Annotated in this window: 16 protein-coding genes and 2 pseudogenes; 13 read left to right on the top strand and 5 right to left on the bottom strand. The window is 63.3% G+C overall.

The features are described 5' to 3' along the window. The 5 genes and pseudogenes from CK486_RS06070 to CK486_RS06050 all read left to right on the top strand — a co-directional run bounded on the left by CK486_RS06070 (position 1) and on the right by CK486_RS06050 (position 5,963). The gene (locus tag CK486_RS06070; RefSeq protein WP_371915479.1) at positions 1–2,067 is read left to right on the top strand and encodes a beta-agarase; all 2,067 of its coding nucleotides are present in this window, start codon (positions 1–3) and stop codon (positions 2,065–2,067) included. Positions 2,068–2,163: 96 nt separating this feature from the next. After that, positions 2,164–3,309 carry a serine hydrolase domain-containing protein gene (locus tag CK486_RS06065; RefSeq protein WP_095939384.1) on the top strand — a complete coding sequence of 382 codons (1,146 nt, stop codon included), beginning with the start codon at positions 2,164–2,166 and terminating at the stop codon, positions 3,307–3,309. Between the two features lie 311 nt (positions 3,310–3,620). Continuing rightward, positions 3,621–4,136, top strand: a pseudogene (locus CK486_RS06060) (OmpA family protein); the annotation flags it as partial. Positions 4,137–4,175: 39 nt separating this feature from the next. Next, complete coding sequence (gene pdxH / locus CK486_RS06055; RefSeq protein WP_095939382.1) at positions 4,176–4,823, top strand: pyridoxamine 5'-phosphate oxidase; 648 nt, start codon at positions 4,176–4,178, stop codon at positions 4,821–4,823. A gap of 3 nt (positions 4,824–4,826) precedes the next feature. Further along, on the top strand, positions 4,827–5,963 hold the full coding sequence (locus CK486_RS06050) for a glycerate kinase (RefSeq protein ID WP_095939381.1): 1,137 nt from the start codon (positions 4,827–4,829) through the stop codon (positions 5,961–5,963). Here the strand turns inward: CK486_RS06050 and CK486_RS06045 are convergent. After that, a complete protein-coding gene (locus CK486_RS06045; RefSeq protein ID WP_095939380.1) occupies positions 5,951–6,184 on the bottom strand; it encodes a hypothetical protein in 234 nt (77 codons plus the stop codon). The genes CK486_RS06050 and CK486_RS06045 overlap by 13 nt on opposite strands. Before the next feature lie 154 nt (positions 6,185–6,338). Here CK486_RS06045 and CK486_RS06040 point away from each other — a divergent pair, with 154 nt between their 5' ends. Next, a complete protein-coding gene (locus CK486_RS06040; protein WP_095939379.1) occupies positions 6,339–6,803 on the top strand; it encodes a glycine zipper 2TM domain-containing protein in 465 nt (154 codons plus the stop codon). A 52-nt stretch (positions 6,804–6,855) separates the two neighbouring features. Here CK486_RS06040 and CK486_RS06035 read toward each other — a convergent pair whose 3' ends face one another. Beyond that, a complete protein-coding gene (locus CK486_RS06035) occupies positions 6,856–8,412 on the bottom strand; it encodes an NAD(P)/FAD-dependent oxidoreductase (RefSeq protein ID WP_095939378.1) in 1,557 nt (518 codons plus the stop codon). A gap of 124 nt (positions 8,413–8,536) precedes the next feature. Between CK486_RS06035 and CK486_RS06030 the strand changes: the two genes are divergently transcribed. Next, a complete protein-coding gene (locus CK486_RS06030; RefSeq protein WP_095939377.1) occupies positions 8,537–9,559 on the top strand; it encodes an AraC family transcriptional regulator in 1,023 nt (340 codons plus the stop codon). A 54-nt stretch (positions 9,560–9,613) separates the two neighbouring features. On the opposite strand, the gene CK486_RS06025 is transcribed toward CK486_RS06030, so the two are convergent. Next, entirely contained in the window at positions 9,614–10,834 is a 1,221-nt protein-coding gene (locus CK486_RS06025) for an argininosuccinate synthase (RefSeq protein ID WP_095939376.1), read from the bottom strand. A gap of 111 nt (positions 10,835–10,945) precedes the next feature. After that, positions 10,946–11,824 (bottom strand): OmpA family protein, encoded by an 879-nt coding sequence (locus tag CK486_RS06020; RefSeq protein ID WP_095939617.1) that lies wholly within the window; start codon positions 11,822–11,824, stop codon positions 10,946–10,948. A 195-nt stretch (positions 11,825–12,019) separates the two neighbouring features. Here CK486_RS06020 and pyrC point away from each other — a divergent pair. From pyrC to bfr, 4 genes and pseudogenes are all read left to right on the top strand, one after another. Next, positions 12,020–13,059, top strand: a pseudogene (gene pyrC, locus CK486_RS06015) (dihydroorotase). Continuing rightward, complete coding sequence (rnt, locus tag CK486_RS06010; protein ID WP_095939375.1) at positions 13,052–13,729, top strand: ribonuclease T; 678 nt, start codon at positions 13,052–13,054, stop codon at positions 13,727–13,729. Before pyrC ends, rnt begins: the two are co-directional and overlap by 8 nt. 208 nt (positions 13,730–13,937) lie before the next feature. Then, entirely contained in the window at positions 13,938–14,171 is a 234-nt protein-coding gene (locus CK486_RS06005; protein ID WP_095939374.1) for a bacterioferritin-associated ferredoxin, read from the top strand. A 185-nt stretch (positions 14,172–14,356) separates the two neighbouring features. Continuing rightward, the gene (gene bfr, locus CK486_RS06000) at positions 14,357–14,827 is read left to right on the top strand and encodes a bacterioferritin (protein ID WP_095939373.1); all 471 of its coding nucleotides are present in this window, start codon (positions 14,357–14,359) and stop codon (positions 14,825–14,827) included. 65 nt (positions 14,828–14,892) lie between these two features. Here the strand turns inward: bfr and nhaA are convergent, their stop codons facing one another. Continuing rightward, a complete protein-coding gene (gene nhaA, locus CK486_RS05995) occupies positions 14,893–16,074 on the bottom strand; it encodes a Na+/H+ antiporter NhaA (RefSeq protein ID WP_095939372.1) in 1,182 nt (393 codons plus the stop codon). Positions 16,075–16,253: 179 nt separating this feature from the next. Between nhaA and CK486_RS05990 the strand changes: the two genes are divergently transcribed. After that, complete coding sequence (locus tag CK486_RS05990) at positions 16,254–17,153, top strand: DMT family transporter (protein ID WP_095939371.1); 900 nt, start codon at positions 16,254–16,256, stop codon at positions 17,151–17,153. A 9-nt stretch (positions 17,154–17,162) separates the two neighbouring features. Then, positions 17,163–18,266 (top strand): PLP-dependent cysteine synthase family protein, encoded by a 1,104-nt coding sequence (locus CK486_RS05985; protein WP_095939370.1) that lies wholly within the window; start codon positions 17,163–17,165, stop codon positions 18,264–18,266. Position 18,267: the final 1 nt, after the last annotated feature.

Below are 18,267 nucleotides of genomic sequence, written 5' to 3'. Positions count from 1 at the left end.
TTGCCTGACCTGCAGGCTGAGACCAATGGTCAGGGTGAGATTCTTCGCCGCGTGACTTTCAGTCCTGCCGCCCAACCAAGTCTGACGCTGACCCCGGCGCAGGGCAGTTGGGACTGGTCGCAGCAGGGCGCCATGAGCCTGCGTCTGCAGAATGCCATGGACTGGGATCTGACCCTGCTGGTGCGGATCGAGTCGCTGGATGGTCAGCAGCTCAGCAGCCGTATTGCTATTCCGGCCGGGCCGGCGCAAACCCTGCTGGTGCCCTTGCAGGTCACGGCGCCTATTGCTCAGGGGATGCGCGCAGCACCACCGATGCCCTGGCGGCATAACGGTCAGAGTGTGCTGGTGGCCACCGAGGTCAGTGGCCAGCTGGACGCGCGCCAGATCAAGCGCGTGGAGTTGTCCCTGGAGCAGCCGCAGACTGCGCAAAGCCTCTTGCTGGGGCGTTTTGGCAGTCAGCCGGAGGCGCCTCTGTCCGCTGTCTATGCCGGCTTGATCGACCGCTACGGGCAGTCCACCCGACGCGACTGGCCAGGTAAGATCACCAGCGATGCCCAGCTCAAGAACGAGGTTGTCCGTGAGCAGCAGCAAGTGCAGGGCTGGCTCAAGCAGCGTCCAGTTCAGGACCGTTTTGGCGGCTGGCAGACCAGTCAGCCATTCGAGGCCAATGGTTTTTTCCGTACCGAACAGCGTGACGGACAGTGGTATCTGGTGACGCCGGAAGGCAATCCGTTCTTTTCCCTCGGGGTCAACGCGGTGACGCCTCACCAGAGCCAGACTTACGTCACCGGCCGGGAAAGCATGTTCATGCAGCTGCCCAAACCCGGTGAGCCTCTGGCTGCCTTCTACGGAGAGTCCGACAGCCGCAGTGGTAATGCGGCCAATCGGGGGCGTGGCTATGCCCAGGGCCAGTGGTATGACTTTTATGCCGCCAACCGCGCGCGCAGCTACGGCGAGGCCGATCTGTCTGCCTGGCGCAGCAGCGCCCTGCAACGCCTGCAGGCCTGGGGTTTCAATACGCTGGGTGGCTGGAGCGAGGGCGTCTTCAGCGGCCAGGACCGCATTCCCTACACCATCTCACTGTCGATTCAGGGGGACTTTGCCACCATCGACAGCGGCAATGCCTGGTGGGGTGGTGTGCCCGATCCGTTCGACCCGCGCTTCGCCATGGCGGTTGAACGTGCGGTGGCGATTACCGCCCGTGACCACCGGGAAGATCCCTGGCTGCTCGGGTTCTTTGCCGACAACGAGGTGGCCTGGGCAGCCCCGGGCAATGAGCCTCAGGCACGCTACGCGCTGGCTTATGCCACCCTGCGTCTGACCACCGATGTGCCGGCCAAACGCGTCTTTCTCAAGCAGCTGCGCGACAAGTACCGCAACCATGAAGGGCTTTCCAGGGCCTGGGGTATCGAGCTGAAGGCTTGGGAGCTGATGGAGGATCCGGGGTTCCAGGCGCCGTTGCCGAGTGCCGAGTTCCCGGCCATTGAAAAGGATCTGCAGCGTTTCCTGCGCACCTACGCTGACACCTACTTCAAGACCATCGCCGATTCGCTGGAATGGCATGCGCCCAATCACCTGCTGCTCGGCGGACGTTTTGCCGTCAGCACCCCCGAGGCGGTGGCTGCCTGTGCGCAGTATTGCGATGTGCTGAGCTTCAACCTGTACACCCGGGAGCCGGAGCATGGCTACGACTTTGCCGCACTCAAGGCGCTGAACAAGCCGGTGATGATCAGCGAGTTCCACTTCGGCTCGCGTGACCGCGGGCCGTTCTGGGGCGGGGTGGTTGAGGTGTACAAGGAGGAGGAGCGTGGCCTGGCCTATGCCCAGTTCCTGGAAAAGGCAGCCCGCCATCCGCTGATCGTCGGTGCGCACTGGTTCCAGTACCTGGACCAGCCCGCGAGTGGCCGCCTGCTGGATGGCGAGAACGGCCATCTGGGTCTGGTAGCCATTACCGATCGCCCCTGGCAGGGCTTTGTCGAGCAGGTGCGCAAGGCCAATCTGCAGTTGCCGAACTGGCTGAAGGCCCCGCTTGCGGCACCTATGCCGGGGCATTCCGCCGCTCAATAAGGCGTGCGCCCACCTTGCGCCGGGTTTCCTGCGCGGGGTGGGCCTGAAACAATCGCGCCCCGCTACTCATTTAACCCGCAGTGCAGGAGTCCGGCTGTGCAGATTCAGGGCTATTTCGATCTTCGTTTCGAGGCAGTGAAGGATGCCTTCGCTGAACTGTTCAACGATCCGCAGGAGCGCGGTGCCGCCCTGTGCGTGCAGATCGACGGGGAAACCGTGCTCGACCTGTGGGCCGGTGTGGCCGACAAGGATGGCGAGCAGGCCTGGCACAGCGACACCCTGGCCAATCTGTTCTCCTGTACCAAGACCTTTACGGCGGTGGCGGCCCTGCAGCTGGTGGGCGAAGGCAAGCTGGCGTTGGATCGGCCGGTGGCGCAGGACTGGCCGGAATTTGCCCAGGCCGGCAAGGGCGCCATCACCCTGCGTCAGTTGCTCAGCCATCAGGCTGGTCTGCCAGCCCTGCGCCAGATGCTGGCGCCCGAAGCGCTGTATGACTGGCAGGCCATGACCGCGGCGCTGGCAGCGGAACAGCCTTGGTGGGAGCCGGGCAGCGGGCACGGCTATGCCCCGATCACTTATGGCTGGCTGCTCGGTGAGCTGATCCGGCGGGTCGAGGGCTGTGGGCCGGGCGAGGCCATCGTGCGGCGCACGGCCATTCCGCTGGGGCTGGATTTTCATATCGGTCTGCACGATGACGAGTTCCCGCGGGTGGCTGCCATCGGCCGCAAGAAGGGCGACCTGGGCGATGCCGCCGCCCAGCGTCTACTGCGCTGCATGATGAGCGAGCCGGCCTCGATGACCACGCGGGCCTTCACCAATCCGCCGTCGATCATGACCAGCACCAACAAACCGGAGTGGCGCCGCATGCAGCAGCCGGCGGCCAACGGCCATGGCACGGCGCGGGCGCTGGCCGGTTTCTACACGGGCTTGCTGCAGGGACGTTTGCTGGATGCGGCCTTGCTTGCAGAACTGACCCGTGAACACGCCTGTGGCGAGGACCGCACCCTGCTGACCCAGACCCGTTTCGGTCTCGGCTGCATGCTTGATCAGCCTCAGGTGGCCAATGCTACCTATGGTCTCGGTCCGCAGGCCTTTGGCCATCCCGGAGCCGGTGGCTCCATCGGCTTTGCCGATCCACAGCGCGGCGTGGCGTTCGCCTTCGTGACCAACAGCCTCGGCCCCTATGTGCTGATGGACCCGCGCGCGCAGCGCCTGGCTCGTTTGCTTGGTGAAAATTTGTAGCTGTGTCTGAGTGCTGTCCGTTCTGTTGTGTGCAGCAGCTTTAAGATTGCCTAGCAGGCTGGACGGCTGTGAGCCGACAGATTGCAAGGCAATAGCGCCGCAGAGCGCTTATCATGGCCAGCAGCATGAACCCGTCGGTAGTTTCGGGTCAGCGCACTATTCCATTGGGGGGAATAACCATGAAGAAAATCATTTTTTTGCTCAGTCTGGCCGTCCTCGCCGGCTGCAGTGGCGCTCCCAGGGAGTCGGTAGGGGCCAGTGATAAGAAACCGCTGACACCCAAGCAGGAAGTTGAAGCCCTGGCGGGCGAGACCAAGGCCTGGCTTGATCGCTACGAGCCAAAGCTCAAAGCAGCGATTGAGGGTAGCGGTTTTACCCTTGAGCGGCGTCGCAATGTGTTGGCAGTCCATATGCCGGTCAAGGGTGGTTTCAACCCCGACCGTCCACAAATGCTGATGCCGGCCAAGCTCGGCCCGCTGACCAAGCTGGCCAAGATTGCCGAGCAGGACGCCGATGCCGCTGTACTAGTACTCGGCCATGCCGACAGCAGCGGTGCCGCCGAGCAGAATCTGAAACTCAGCGAGCAGCGCGCCATGGCGGTGGCCTCGATCTTCCGCCTGAGCGGCCTGCAGCGTGATCGCATGCTGCTTAAGGGCATGGGGTCAAACATGCCGCGTGCCGCTAACGACAGTGCAGCAGGGCGTGAGCTCAACCGCCGGGTAGAAATTATCCTGACGCCGAAGAACACCCTCGTGGCGTTGATGAATTTCTATAACCAGCCAGCTCAACCGACTCTTGTCGCAGATCAAACCAGCAAACCCAAGGCCAATTAAGCTGCGCTCAGACTTTTCTTGCGGAGCATTGCCATGACTCAGAACATCGCCGATATGCGGCGTGACTACACCCGGGACGGCCTGAGCGAAGCTCAGGCTCCGGATGAACCGTTGAGCCTGTTTCATCGTTGGTTTGACGAGGCGGTCAAAACCGAACAGTTGCCGGTTGAGCCCAATGCCATGACGCTCGCCACGGTTGACGCTGACGGCCGTCCGCACTGCCGGGTGCTGCTGCTCAAAGCGCTGGATGAGCGTGGCTTTACCTTCTTCAGTAATTACGACAGTGCCAAAGGCGAGCAGTTGGTGGCGCGACCGTTTGCGGCCATGACCTTCTTCTGGCCAACCCTGGAGCGCCAGGTGCGCATCGAGGGCCGGGTAGAGCGCGTCACTGCTGAAGAGTCCGATGCTTACTTCCAGGTACGACCGCTGGGTAGTCGCCTGGGTGCCTGGGCTTCACCGCAGAGTCGCGTCATCGCCGATCGCAGCGAGCTGGAGCGGTTGCTGGCCGTGACCCAGGAGCGCTTCCTCAATACCGCGCCGCACTGCCCGGAACACTGGGGTGGTTATCGCCTGCTGCCCGAGCGTATCGAGTTCTGGCAGGGCCGCCCCAGCCGTCTGCATGACCGCCTGAACTACCGCCTGGTCGATGGTGGCTGGCTGCGTGAGCGGCTGGCGCCCTGATCCATGCGGGTGGTCTTTGCCCCCGATTCCTTCAAAGAGTGCCTGACCGCCGGCGAAGTCGCGGCGGCCATGGCGCGTGGCTGGCTGGCGGTTGATCCGCAGGCTGAATGCATCTGCGTGCCAATGGCCGACGGCGGTGAAGGCACGCTGGATGCTTTGCTTGCGTCCCGTGGCGGCCAGCGCCTGCAGGCCTGGGTCGAGGGGCCTCTCGGCGAACCCGTGCAGGCCGACTGGGGGCTGCTTGCGGACGGTACGGCGATTATCGAAGTGGCGGCCGCCAGTGGACTGGCACTGGTTGAGCCTGCCCGGCGTGACGTGCTGCGTGCCAGCAGTTATGGCACCGGTCAGTTGATTGGCGAAGCGCTCCGGCAGGGAGCCCGTCATTTGCTGCTGACCCTTGGAGGCAGTGCCTGCAACGATGGTGGTGCCGGTCTGCTGCAGGCCCTCGGGGTGAGTCTGCGTGACGCCGGCGGTGCCGAGCTCGAACGCGGCGGCGCAGCGCTGGCGCGCTTGCGTCATGTCGATCTCTCCGGACTGAATCAAGGCCTTAAGCGCTGTACCTTCGAGGCGGCGGTGGATGTCGATAATCCGCTTTGCGGCCCGCGCGGTGCTTCGGCCGTGTTTGGTCCGCAGAAGGGCGCCAGCGCGGCTCAGGTGGCGCAGCTGGATGCCGCGCTGGGGCACTTTGCAGCTTTGCTGGAGGCTGCCACCGAGCAGTCGGTGGCAACTGTTCCTGGCAGCGGTGCGGCCGGTGGTATCGGTTTTGCCCTGCGTTGTGTGTTGGCTGCAGAGCTGCGGCCGGGCGTGAGCCTGGTTGCCGAGCAGGTGGGGCTGGCTGAGCATCTGCGGGGCGCTGATCTGTTGGTGACCGGCGAGGGACGCCTGGATGGCCAGACCCTGCATGGCAAGACCCCGCTGGGCGTGGCGCGACTGGCTCAGGCCGCCGGTGTGCCGGTGGTCGCTCTCGGGGGCAGTCTGGGGCCTGGCTATGAGGCGCTTTATGAGCAGGGGGTGAGCGCGGCGTTCAGTCTGTGCGAGGGGCCGCAGTCGCTGGCAGAGGCCCTGGCCTGTGCCGGGCCGCAGATCGAGTCACGTATGGGAGCCATTGCTCGCCTGTGGCATGCGGCTCAGGGGCGGTAGTGCGCGGCGGCCTGCTGCAGCCACTCTGTTAGGTCGCGGCGCTTGATTTTCTGGGTCTGCGCCAGGGCCAGCTGTTCGAGCATGTAGGCACGTTTGCCGGCATCGCCTTCGGCCATCGACAGGGCCAGGTCGCGGTCGCTCCAGCGGCGAATCCGCACAAACAGCCACCAGTGAAAGTACAGGCCGGCGGCGGTGGTGATGAAAATAATGAAGTAATCCATAGGCTATCCTCTGCTCGCGTGCAGGCTACTGCAGGAAGCCTGGCTGATGACACTAGACTGATTGTCGCGCCGCCCCAGAGTTTTTCCCATATCAGCGGTGACACTTGGCACTTGCCGCTGTCTAATGGACACACCTTTAAAGCGAGGATTCATCATGCGTAAATCCGTTGTGCTGCTGGCTGCCATGACCAGTGTTGGCCTGCTGCTTGGCGGCTGCCAGTCGAGTCTGACCGGCGACTCCTATTCCCGAGATGAAGCGCGCCAGGTGCAGACTGTGCGTATGGGCACGATCGAGAGCCTGCGGCCTGTGAAGATCGAAGGCAGCAAAACGCCGATTGGGGCTATTGCCGGTGCAGGTGTGGGTGGTGTGGCTGCCAGTGGGATTGGTGGCGGTAAAGGCAGCACCGTAGCAGCCATTATTGGTGCAGTGGCGGGCGGTATGCTGGGAGCTGCTGCAGAAGAGGGCTTGACCCGTACTCAGGGAGTCGAGATTACCGTGCGTGAAGATGACGGTTCATTGCGCGCTTACGTCCAGGAAGTGCAGGAAAACGAGATTTTCCGGGTTGGCGAGCGTGTGCGCATCATGAGCGTCAACGGCACCAGTCGCGTCGCTCACTGATCAAACATTCAGCGAAAACGCCCCGCGTTGCGGGGCGTTTTTGTTTCCGCTGTCAGGCAGACTCTACGGCTTTCTGTTGGCGGCGCGGCTCCGGCTGGGCCTCGCGGCGGTGGAAACTGTAGTCGGCGAGCGGTACCTGGCGCGTGGCCAGCCAGTAACGCCAGGTGGACCAGGGCCAGATGGTGAAGTTCTTGCCGTCGCCCTGCTGGTACCAGCTGACGCAGCCTGAGCTCCATACCGTCCCTTTCATGGCTGCCTGCACCTTGGCATTGAAACGCGCCTGCGCTTCGGGCTTTACATCCAGGTAGTCGGCGCCGCGGTTGTCCATGGCCTTCATGGCTTCGAGGATGTAGTGCACCTGCGCTTCGATCATGAAGATGATCGAGTTGTGCCCCAGCGCGGTGTTGGGGCCGACCAGCTGGTGCAGGTTGGGGTAGCCATGCACGCTGATGCCCAGATAGGCCTCGGCACCATCCTTCCAGTCGTCCATCAGTTCATGGCCGGGCAGACCGCTGCAGGGGAAGTCCTGCATGTACAGGCGCGGGTCGACCTGGAAACCGGTACCAAGGATGATGCAGTCGGCTTCTATCTCGCGGCCGCTGCTGGTCACCAGCGAGTGTTCGCGGATCTCGCGCACGCCCTCGCTGACCAGCTCCACGTTGCTGCGGTTGAACATGGGGTACCACTTGTTGGAGATCAGGATGCGCTTGCAGCCCAGCACATAGTCCGGGGTCAGCCGGCGCACCTGTTCGGGATCCTTGACCTGGTATCGGATGAACAGCTTGGCCAGGTTCTGCAGGACCCTGGCGATCGCCGGATTGAAGATCGGCCAGACGCGCGATTCGTTGCTCCAGTACAGGCGCGCACGGTGCAGCTTGCGGATCAGCGGGAAGCGGGCGAAGAGTTTTTTCTTCCACTCGGGGTACTTGCGCGTATCGCGCGGGATGACCCAGGCCGGCGTGCGTTGCATCACGGTCAGTTGCTCGACCTCCGGAGCAATCTCCGGGCAGTACTGGATGGCGCTGCCGCCGGTACCGATCGAAATGACTTTCTTGCCCTTGAGATCGACGCTGTGATCCCACTGCGCCGAATGGAACAGCGCCCCCTTGAAGGTCTCCATGCCCTTGAACTGAGGGATGGAAGGCACATGCAATGGCCCGGAGGCGAGCACCACATGGCGTGCGCGGATCACATCGCCGGCGGCGGTGTCCAGTGTCCAGAGCGCGGTGCTCTTGTCGAAGCGGGCGCCGCTGACCATGCAGTTGGGGCGAATGTAGCGGCGCAGGCCGTAGGCGTCGGTGGTGTCGAGGATGTACTGCTGGATTTCCTGCCAGGGCGCATAGCGCTGGCTCCAGTCCGCCTTGCCGGCGAAGGAGAAGGAGTACATGTGCGATTGCACATCGCAGGCCGCGCCCGGGTAGCTGTTGTCGCGCCAGGTGCCGCCCACTTCGGCGGCTTTTTCCAGCACTACGAAGCGATCATTGCCGTTTTTCAACAGCTGGATGGCCATGCACAGGCCGCCAAAGCCGGCGCCGATGATGGCGACATCCACCAGCAGCGGCGAGGGCGCGGTGGCAGGATCGAACGAGGGGGTAACGCGAGCATTCATGGGCAGTCTTCCTTCTTGTTGTCGGGCGGCGGGTTGGCCGATGACCCGCACTTTAATGGGCTGCCGTTTTGTGGGGATATGCTAGGGTGGCAGGATAAATTGATAATTCCGGCAAGTGATCCGTATGACCACTCAACCCGTGCTCGGCCTGCTGTACATGCTCAATACCCTGCGTGCCGAGGGCTTCGATCTGTCGCCGGTGCTGGCCAGCTATGGTCTTTCCGAGGAGCAACTGGCTCCCGGCGCGCGCATCGACCGTGCGCTCGAGCTGCGTCTGCTCTGTGATCTGGCCGGCCGCTTGCCACGCGCCGATCTGGGTCTGACGCTGGGGCAGGGTTTTGGCTTCACCGGCTACGGGCCGTTCAGCTTCCTGTTGCTGACCTGCGCCAATGCCTATGAGGCGTTGCAGTGCGGGTTGCGCTACCAGCAACTGACTTTTCTCTTCAGTCCGCTGAGTTTCGTGCCCGGTGAGCGCGAGAGTGCGCTGTGCCTGACGCCGCTGGAGCTGCCCGAGCCCGGTCGGCGTTTTCTGGTCGATGTGGAAATGGCCGGTACCTACAAGCTGCTGCTCGATCTGCAGAACAATCTCGGCCTGAATCTGCGCGCTGCGCGGGTCGAGGTGCCATATCCCGCGCCGGCGGACGGCCGGCCCTACGAGGCCTATTACGGTTGCCCGGTGCGCTTTGGTGCCGAGCAGGCGCGCTTCTGGATTGCCAACGAGCACCTGCAGCTGAAGCTGCCAACGGCCGACCCGACGGCCCATGCCTACTATCGCGGGCAATGCGATGAGCGTCTGGCGCAGCAACTGCAGGAGCAGCGGGGTGGCGACGTGGTCGCTCAGGTACGCCAGCACCTGGCGTTGTATTCGCAGGGCTATCCGGATGCGGCTCAGGTGGCCGCTGCGCTCGGCCTGGCCGAACGCACTCTGCGTCATCAGCTGAGCGCCGCCGGCAGCAGTTATCGCCAGTTGCTCGACGAGACCCGCTTCAGTCGTGCCCGGCAATTGCTGGGCAGTGGTACCCAGAGTGTCGAACAGGTGGCGCTGGCGCTGGGCTATGCCGAGGCGGCGGCCTTCATCCATGCCTTCCGGCGCTGGGCCGGTTGCACGCCGGCGGCCTGGCGGCGCCAGCAAGCTGCGCCGGAATGAAAAAAGCCCCGTGCGGGTCGTGGCCGCACGGGGCTTTTTAACAGCTGCAGTCGCTTATTTCAGCGGGCTGCGGCCTTTGCCCGCCGCAATGCGCATGCGCAGTGCATTGAGCTTGATGAAGCCGCCGGCATCCGCCTGGTTGTAGGCGCCGCCGTCTTCTTCAAAGGTGGCGATGTTGGCGTCGAACAGCGAATCGTCGGACTTGCGGCCGGTGACGATGACGTTGCCCTTGTACAGCTTCAGGCGCACGACGCCGTTCACGTTGGCCTGGGAGGCGTCGATCATCTGCTGCAGCATCAGACGCTCCGGGCTCCACCAGTAGCCGTTGTAGATCAGGCTGGCGTATTTCGGCATCAGCTCGTCTTTCAGGTGGGCCACTTCGCGGTCCAGGGTGATGGACTCGATGGCGCGGTGGGCGCGCAGCATGATGGTGCCGCCGGGGGTCTCGTAGCAGCCGCGCGACTTCATACCGACGTAACGGTTCTCGACGATGTCCAGACGGCCGATGCCGTTCTCGCCGCCGATGCGGTTCAGTTCGGTCAGCACCTGGGCCGGGGTCATTTCCTTGCCGTCGATGGCAACAATGTCGCCCTTGCGGTAGGTCAGCTCGATGTAGGTGGGAACGTCCGGCGCCTTCTGCGGGCAGACGGTCCAACGCCACATGTCTTCTTCGTGCTCGGTCCAGGTGTCTTCCAGCACGCCGCCTTCATAGGAGATGTGCAGGAGGTTGGCGTCCATGGAGTAGGGCGACTTCTTCTTGCCGTGACGCTCGATCGGGATGCCGTGGGTTTCGGCGTAATCCATCAGCTTCTCGCGGGACAGCAGGTCCCACTCGCGCCAGGGGGCGATCACTTTCACGCCCGGCTTGAGTGCATAGGCGCCCAGCTCGAAGCGCACCTGGTCGTTGCCCTTGCCGGTGGCACCGTGGGAGATGGCGTCGGCGCCGGTCTCGTTGGCGATCTCGATCAGGCGCTTGGCGATCAGCGGGCGGGCGATGGAGGTGCCCAGCAGGTACTCGCCTTCGTAAACGGTATTGGCGCGGAACATCGGGTAGACGAAATCACGCACGAACTCTTCGCGCAGGTCGTCGATGTAGATTTCCTTCACGCCCAGGGCCTGGGCCTTGGCACGGGCTGGCTCGACTTCTTCGCCCTGACCGAGGTCAGCGGTGAAAGTCACGATTTCACAGTTGTAGGTGTCTTGCAGCCACTTGAGGATCACCGAGGTGTCCAGGCCACCGGAATAGGCCAGAACGACCTTCTTAACGTCCGTCATGCCATCAGCTCCACGGGGTTGTACGGAAAAGCGCACGATTCTACCGGTGGTAGACGCTCTTTTACAGGGGCGCGACACCCTCTGACGACAAAGCGACTGAGGATGATGGATTCAGGAGGTGGCCGCGGGAGTGTCGCTGCTGGTCGGCGTGGTCGGCGCGGGTGCTTCTTCGGCTTCAGGTTCGCGCGACAGGGTGATGGTTACCCGGCGGTTTTTCGCCCGGTTGCTGGCGGAGTTGTTGGGTACCAGCGGATAGCGCTCGCCATGGAAGCGCAGGGTGATCTGCTCTTCGGCGATGCCCTTGGCTTTCAGGTACTCCATGACGGCCAGGGCCCGTCGCCGGGAGTGGTCACGGTTGAGCAGGCGATTGCCACTGTTGTCGGAGTGGCCGTCCAGCTGGATGCGGTTCACCGTCGGGTCGGCCTTGAGGTACTCGAGGATGATGTCCAGCTTGGCCTTGCCCAGATCATCCAGAGCAATACCGCTGGCAAAACCGATCTGGGTGTTCCTGATCTGCTCGAAATTCACCGGCAGCAGCTTGGTGTTACAGGTGGCAAACTCGGCGTAGGCCTTGGCGAAGTGCGTTGGCAGCAGGCGCACTTCGGTGCGGTCGCCCTGCCAGCTCTGGTGGCGTACCAGCGGGCTGCGGCCTTCCAGCAGACCGGTCAGCAGGCGCGCGGCCTGGGCTTCGCTGGTGGCCAGCGGGGTGCTGCCGAACTGCACCTTGACCGCCCCGAGGTTGATGTCGCCTCGTCCCGGTTGCCAGGGGGCAGCTGCGGCCAGCAGGGTGGCTTGTCCCTGGCCCAGCAGGCGCTCGCTGGCGTTGAGGCGAAAGATCGCCTGCTCGCCGGCCTTGCGCACAAACTCGCCACTGCCAAAGTCCGCCACCGGCTGGCTCAGACGGCACTCGAACTGGTCGCCTTCGACCTGCCACTGGGCCTTTTCCAGTCGGGGCTGGAAGGTCAGGGCCGTGGCCGGCAGGCTCAGCATCAGGCCGAGCAGGGCAAATGTGGGCTGGTGCACAGTGCGCTCCAGAGTGACAAGGGTCGATGCAGTCAGTATCGGCGGCAGGCTCGCAAACTTGATGCCGGGCGACAGCTGGTGACCGGTCGGTGAAATTCGCTGCCCGGCAATCGGCCTTTTCCGGTAGCATTTGCCCACGTTTTACCCGCCAGGAAAGTCTTCATGTCCGACCGTATTTCTCTGCTGCGCCCCGATGACTGGCACATCCATCTGCGTGACGGTGCCGCCCTGGCGCAGACCGTCGGTGATGCTGCCCGCACCTTCGGCCGTGCCATCGTCATGCCCAACCTGGTGCCGCCGGTACGCAATGCCGCCGAGGCCGACGCCTACCGTCAGCGCATTCTCGCGGCGCGCCCGCCGGCAGCCGTTTCGAACCGCTGATGGTGCTGTACCTCACCGACAACACCACGCCCGATGATGTGCGTGGCGCCAAGGCCAGCGGATTTGTGCATGCCGCCAAGCTGTACCCGGCCGGGGCGACCACCAACTCCGATTCCGGGGTGACCAGCCTGGACAAGATCTTCCCGGCGCTGGAGGCCATGGCCGAGATCGGCCTGCCGCTGCTGGTGCATGGCGAGGTGACCCGTCCCGAGGTCGACGTGTTCGACCGTGAGAAGCGTTTCATCGATGAGCACCTGACCCGCGTGGTCGAGCGTTTCCCGACCCTGAAGGTGGTGTTCGAACACATCACCACCGGCGATGCCGCCGCGTTCGTTAAGGCCGCGCCGGCCAATGTCGGCGCCACGATCACTGCCCACCATCTGCTGTACAACCGTAACCACATGCTGGTTGGCGGTATCCGCCCGCATTTCTACTGCCTGCCGATTCTCAAGCGCGGCACCCACCAGCAGGCGTTGCTGGAGGCGGCCACCAGTGGCAACCCGAAGTTCTTCCTCGGCACCGACTCGGCGCCGCATGCCAAGCACGCCAAGGAAGCCGCCTGTGGCTGTGCCGGCTGCTATACCGCCTATGCCGCCATCGAACTCTACGCCGAGGTGTTCGAGCAGCAGGGCGCTCTGGACAAGCTGGAAGCCTTTGCCAGCCACTTTGGTGCTGATTTCTACGGCCTGCCGCGCAACACCGACCGCATCACTCTGGTACGCGAGGAGTGGACGGCACCGGCCAGCCTGCCGTTCGGCGATTTCGAAGTCGTGCCGCTGCGAGCCAATGAGCAGCTGCGCTGGAGACTCGTCGATGAGTGAGGATCTGGAGTACTACGAAGACGAACTGGAGCCGCACAGCGGCGGACTCAAGCCGCCGATGGCCCGTCGTTTCCGTGGCTACCTGCCGGTGGTGGTGGATGTCGAGACCGGTGGCTTCAATGCGGCCACCGATGCCTTGCTGGAAATTGCCGCGGTCACCATCGGCATGGACGAGGAGGGCCTGCTGTTCCCCGAGCACACCTATTTCTTCCGTATCGAACCCTTCGCCGGGGCCAATATCGAGCAGGCGGCGCTGGATTTCACCGGCATCAAGCTGGATCACCCGCTGCGCATGGCCGTGAGTGAAGAGCAGGCACTGGGCGAAATCTTCCGCGGCATCCGCAAGTCGCTCAAGGCCAATGGCTGCAAGCGGGCGATCCTGGTCGGGCACAACAGCAGTTTCGACCTTGGCTTTCTCAATGCCGCGGTCAATCGCACGGCCCTGAAGCGCAATCCATTCCATCCGTTCTCCAGCTTCGATACCGCAACTCTCGCCGGTCTGGCTTATGGTCAGACAGTCCTTGCCAAGGCCTGTCAGGCAGCTGGTATTGCCTTCGACGGCAAGGAAGCACACTCGGCGCGTTATGACACCGAGAAGACGGCCGAGCTGTTCTGCGGCATCGTCAACAGCTGGAAGCAGATGGGCGGCTGGATGGACGACGAGGACTGAGTGCCTGTGTCCAGAACGAAACCCGGCCTTGGCCGGGTTTTTTGTATTTGCTTGGCCGGCCCTGTTGGTCGGCGTGCCCTGTGGTCAGGCTCAGCCAAAGCATTGGATATAGATGTACAGAGGTTGTTGCGAATAAATAGCGGATGTTTTGACAAGCATTCTCATTAAGATTAAGCTCTGCGCATACGCTTAATCAGGACTCATTCGCATGTACGTCTGCCTCTGCAACGGGATTACCGACGGCCAGATCCGCGAAGCCATCTACGAAGGCTGCTGCAGCTATCGCGAAGTGCGCGAAACCTTGGGGGTGGGCTCCCAGTGCGGCAAGTGCGCCTGTCTGGCCAAACAGATCGTCCGCGAAACCGTGAGCAATATGCACACCGCCCATGTGGGGCAGGTTGGCGTGCAGACCTTCACGCCGGCCACCTACGCCGTGGCGTGAGCGTAAGCATCGGGTAAAACCGGGCCATGCCCGGTTTTTTTTCGCCTGCATTTCAGGGGTTCAGGGTTATGTCTGTCACCGGCAGGGCTGGTCCGTGCCGGCCGGCTTGCTTCTGCGTTTGACAGTAGGAAGACCGCGGACCAGACTCGGGCATTACTTCACTGAGCTTGATAGAGGCGCGGGTCATGAAAGGCGACAAGAAGGTCATTCAGCATCTGAACAAGATCCTTGGCAACGAACTGGTGGCCATCAACCAGTACTTCCTGCACGCGCGCATGTATCAGGACTGGGGACTGGAAAAGCTCGGCGAGCACGAGTACCACGAGTCCATCGACGAGATGAAGCATGCCGACAAGCTGACCAAGCGCATTCTCTTTCTCGAAGGTCTGCCCAACCTGCAGGATCTGGGCAAGCTGCTGATCGGCGAGAACGTCAAGGAAATGCTGGAGTGCGATCTCAAGCTGGAGATGAAGGGCATTCCCGACCTGAAGGCGGCGATTGCCTATTGCGAGAGCGCCGGCGATTACGCCACCCGCGAGTTGCTCGAAGAGATCCTCGAGTCCGAGGAAGAGCATGTGGACTGGCTGGAAACCCAGCTCGGCCTGATCGAGAAGGTCGGTTTGCAGAACTACCTGCAGTCGCAGATGGACGAGTAATTCCCCTCGCAAGAGCTAACAAAAAGGCCCGTCCACTGGACGGGCCTTTTTATTGTGCACCGGGGTCAGTTAGCCGGGGCGCGGCTGCTCAGCCGGCAGATCACATAACCGAGCACGGCGGCCAGCAGTGAGCCGGTGAGAATGCCCATGCGGTCCTGGCCGGCATAGGGGCTGACATCCGGGGTGAAAGCCAGGGAGCCGACAAACAGGCTCATGGTAAAGCCGATGCCGCAGAGTACGGCCACGCCCAGCAGTTGCCCCCAGTTGGCGCCTTCGGGCAGGCGGGCCATGCGGGTGAACACGGCGATGGCCGTCAGACCAAGGACGCCGACGGTCTTGCCCAGCAGCAGGCCGGCGGCAATGCCCAGCGGTACCGGTTGCAGGAAACTCTGCAGGTTCATGCCCTCCAGCGAGACACCGGCATTGGCGAAGGCAAACAGCGGCAGAATGCCAAAGGCCACCCAGCCATGCAGGGCGTGCTCCAGTGTGGCCAGCGGCGAGTGCTCGGGGTTATCGCCTTTGACCGGAATGAAGAACGCCAGCGCCACACCGGCCAGCGTGGCGTGCACGCCGCTTTTCAGCACGCAGACCCAGAGGAACAGACCCAGCAGCAGGTAAGGGCCCAGTTGGCGTACGCCCATGCGGTTGAGGGCAAGCAGGCCGATCAGTGCCGCGCCCGCCAGCATCAGTGAGAGGCTGGAAAGTTCGCTGGAGTAGAACAGGGCGATGACGATGATGGCGCCCAGGTCGTCAATGATCGCCAGGGTCATCAGGAACAGCTTGAGCGAGGTCGGAACCCGCGAGCCAAGCAGGGCCAGCACGCCCAAGGCGAAGGCGATATCGGTGGCCATGGGAATGGCCCAACCGCGCATGGCTTCGCTGTCGCCATGGTTGAACCAGACATACACCAGTGCCGGTACCAGCATGCCGCCGATAGCCGCGGCACCCGGCAGGATAATCTGCGAGGGAGTGGCCAACTGGCCGTAGACCACCTCGCGCTTGAGCTCCAGCCCGACCAGCAGGAAGAAGATCGCCATCAGACCGTCGTTGATCCACAGCAGCAGGGGTTTGGCGATCTTCAGCGCGCCAATCTGAACGGCTACCGGCACATCCAGAAGCGAACTGTAAAAGTGGGCAAAGGGGGAGTTGCTGATCAGCATGGCGAGCACGGCGGCAGCAATCAGCAGCAGGCCGCTGGCCGACTCCAGTTGAAAGAATCGCGCAAGCGCGTTTCGCAGTGCAGTCATGGGAATACTCCTTGAAAGACGCTTTAAAGCCTAACCAGATAAAGAGTTTGGTTAAACAAAAACTATATTCTTATTTGCTATATGCGGATTTTCAGGGGGCTGTACGGGTGCAATAGCGTCCGGCTGTACCGCAGCCCCGGTAGGCCGGCCTCTATACTGAGGTTTTCTCGGGAGTACTTATGGCGCGCGCAAACGGGGCGCTGCTGGCGCTGGTGCTGGCCATGGCCCTGTGGGGCAGTTCCTTCATCGCTTTGAAGCTGGCTTTTGCCGAATTGCCGGCGCTGTGGGTGATTGCCGCCCGCATGCTGATTGGTGCCGGGCTGTTTGCGCTGGCCTGGCGCTGGCGCGGAGAGATGCGTTACCAGCCCGGGGACTGGAAGTACCTGCTGGGGCTGACCCTCTGCGAGCCCTGCCTGTACTTCATCTTCGAGGCCTTGGCCCTGCAGAACACCAGCGCTGCGCAGGCCGGCATGATCACCGCGCTTCTCCCCCTGCTGGTGGCCGTCGGCGCCTATGTTCTGCTGGGCGAACGCGTCAGCCGCATGACTCTGATCGGCTTCGGGGTGGCGATTGCCGGGGCCGTCTGGCTGAGCCTGGCCGGCGATGCGCAGGAGGGCGCGCCCAACCCGTTGCTGGGTAATGCCTTCGAGTTTCTGGCCATGCTCTGCGCCACTGGCTATACCTTGCTGCTCAAGCACCTGTCCTCGCGCTATTCGACGTTTCTGCTGACAGCTTTGCAGGCCTTTGCCGGGACGCTGTTTTTCACGCCCCTGGCGTTCTGGCTGGAGCCTTCACCGGCACTGCCGGGCTGGCAGGGAGGACTGGCGGTGATCTACCTGGGGACCTTGGTAACGGTCGGGGCCTACGGGCTGTTCAATTACGCCGTAGCCCGCCTGCCGGCCTCGCAGGCGGCAGCCTGGGTCAACCTGATTCCGGTGTTCACCCTGATTTTCGCGGTGACATTGCTGGGCGAGCGGCTGTCGGGTGCTCAGATCCTGGCGGCGGGGCTGGTTTTTGCGGGGCTGGCCCTGAGCCAGTGGCGATCACAGGCGCCGGCACCGGCCGGCATTCTTGACTGAGGAGACCCCATGAACGATTACCGGCAGTGGGTGGGCGAGGCCGTGCGGCGGATCGAGGCCGACTTCCAGCGCAGCGCGGACACGCACCTGATTCCGTTGGCGCTGCCTGGGTTCCCGGGCGTGGATCTGTACTTCAAGGATGAGTCCAGCCACCCGACCGGCAGCCTGAAGCACCGTTTGGCCCGTTCCCTGTTTCTGTACGCGCTCTGTAACGGCTGGCTGCGGCCTGGCGCGCCGGTGATCGAAGCCTCCAGTGGCTCGACGGCGGTTTCCGAGGCGTATTTCGCCCGGCTGCTCGGGTTGCCGTTTATCGCGGTGATGCCGGCCACAACCTCGAAGGCCAAGATTGCCCAGATCGAGTTCTATGGCGGGCAGAGCCATCTGGTCGATGATCCGTGCGCCCTGCATGAGGCGTCGCGCCAGCTGGCGCGTGAAACCGGCGGACATTTCATGGATCAGTTCACCTACGCCGAGAGGGCTACGGACTGGCGGGCCAACAACAACATCGCCGAGTCGATCTTCCAGCAGATGCGTTTCGAGCCGAATCCGCTGCCCTGCTGGCTGGTATCGAGCCCGGGAACGGGCGGCACGCTGGCCACGCTCGGGCGTTATGTCCGCTACCGTCAGCACCCGACCCGGGTGCTGTGTGCGGATGCTGAACGTTCGGTGTTCTACGAGGCATTCGTGAGCGGTGACCGCACGCTGAGGCGCGAGGACGGTTCGCGGATCGAAGGTATCGGCAGGCCACAGGTGGAGCCTTCTTTCATGCCCGACGTGCTGGATGCCATGTGCCGGGTGCCGGACAACCTGTCGCTGGCGGCCATGCACTACCTGAGCGGCCGGCTGGGACGGCGGGTCGGGGCCTCGACGGGAACCAATCTGGTGGGAGCGTTGCTGGCGGCCTGGCGCATGCACGAGCGGGGCGAACGAGGCTCGGTGGTGGCGATTCTGTGCGATGGCGGGGAGCGTTACGCGGGCAGCTACTACGACGGAGCCTGGTTGCAGGCCAATGGATTTGAGCTGGCAGAGGATCTGGAGCGGATACGCGCGTGCGCGGAAGAGGGGGCGGCACTGCCGGCGGTGGTCGCCGGCAGTGCGCGCTGGCGCGACTGAA

The organism is Pseudomonas sp. HAR-UPW-AIA-41 (assembly GCF_002304225.1).
Taxonomy (GTDB): Bacteria; Pseudomonadota; Gammaproteobacteria; order Pseudomonadales; family Pseudomonadaceae; genus Aquipseudomonas.
Note: the sequence above shows the minus strand (reverse complement) of the source record. Positions and strands in the feature narration are given on the sequence as shown.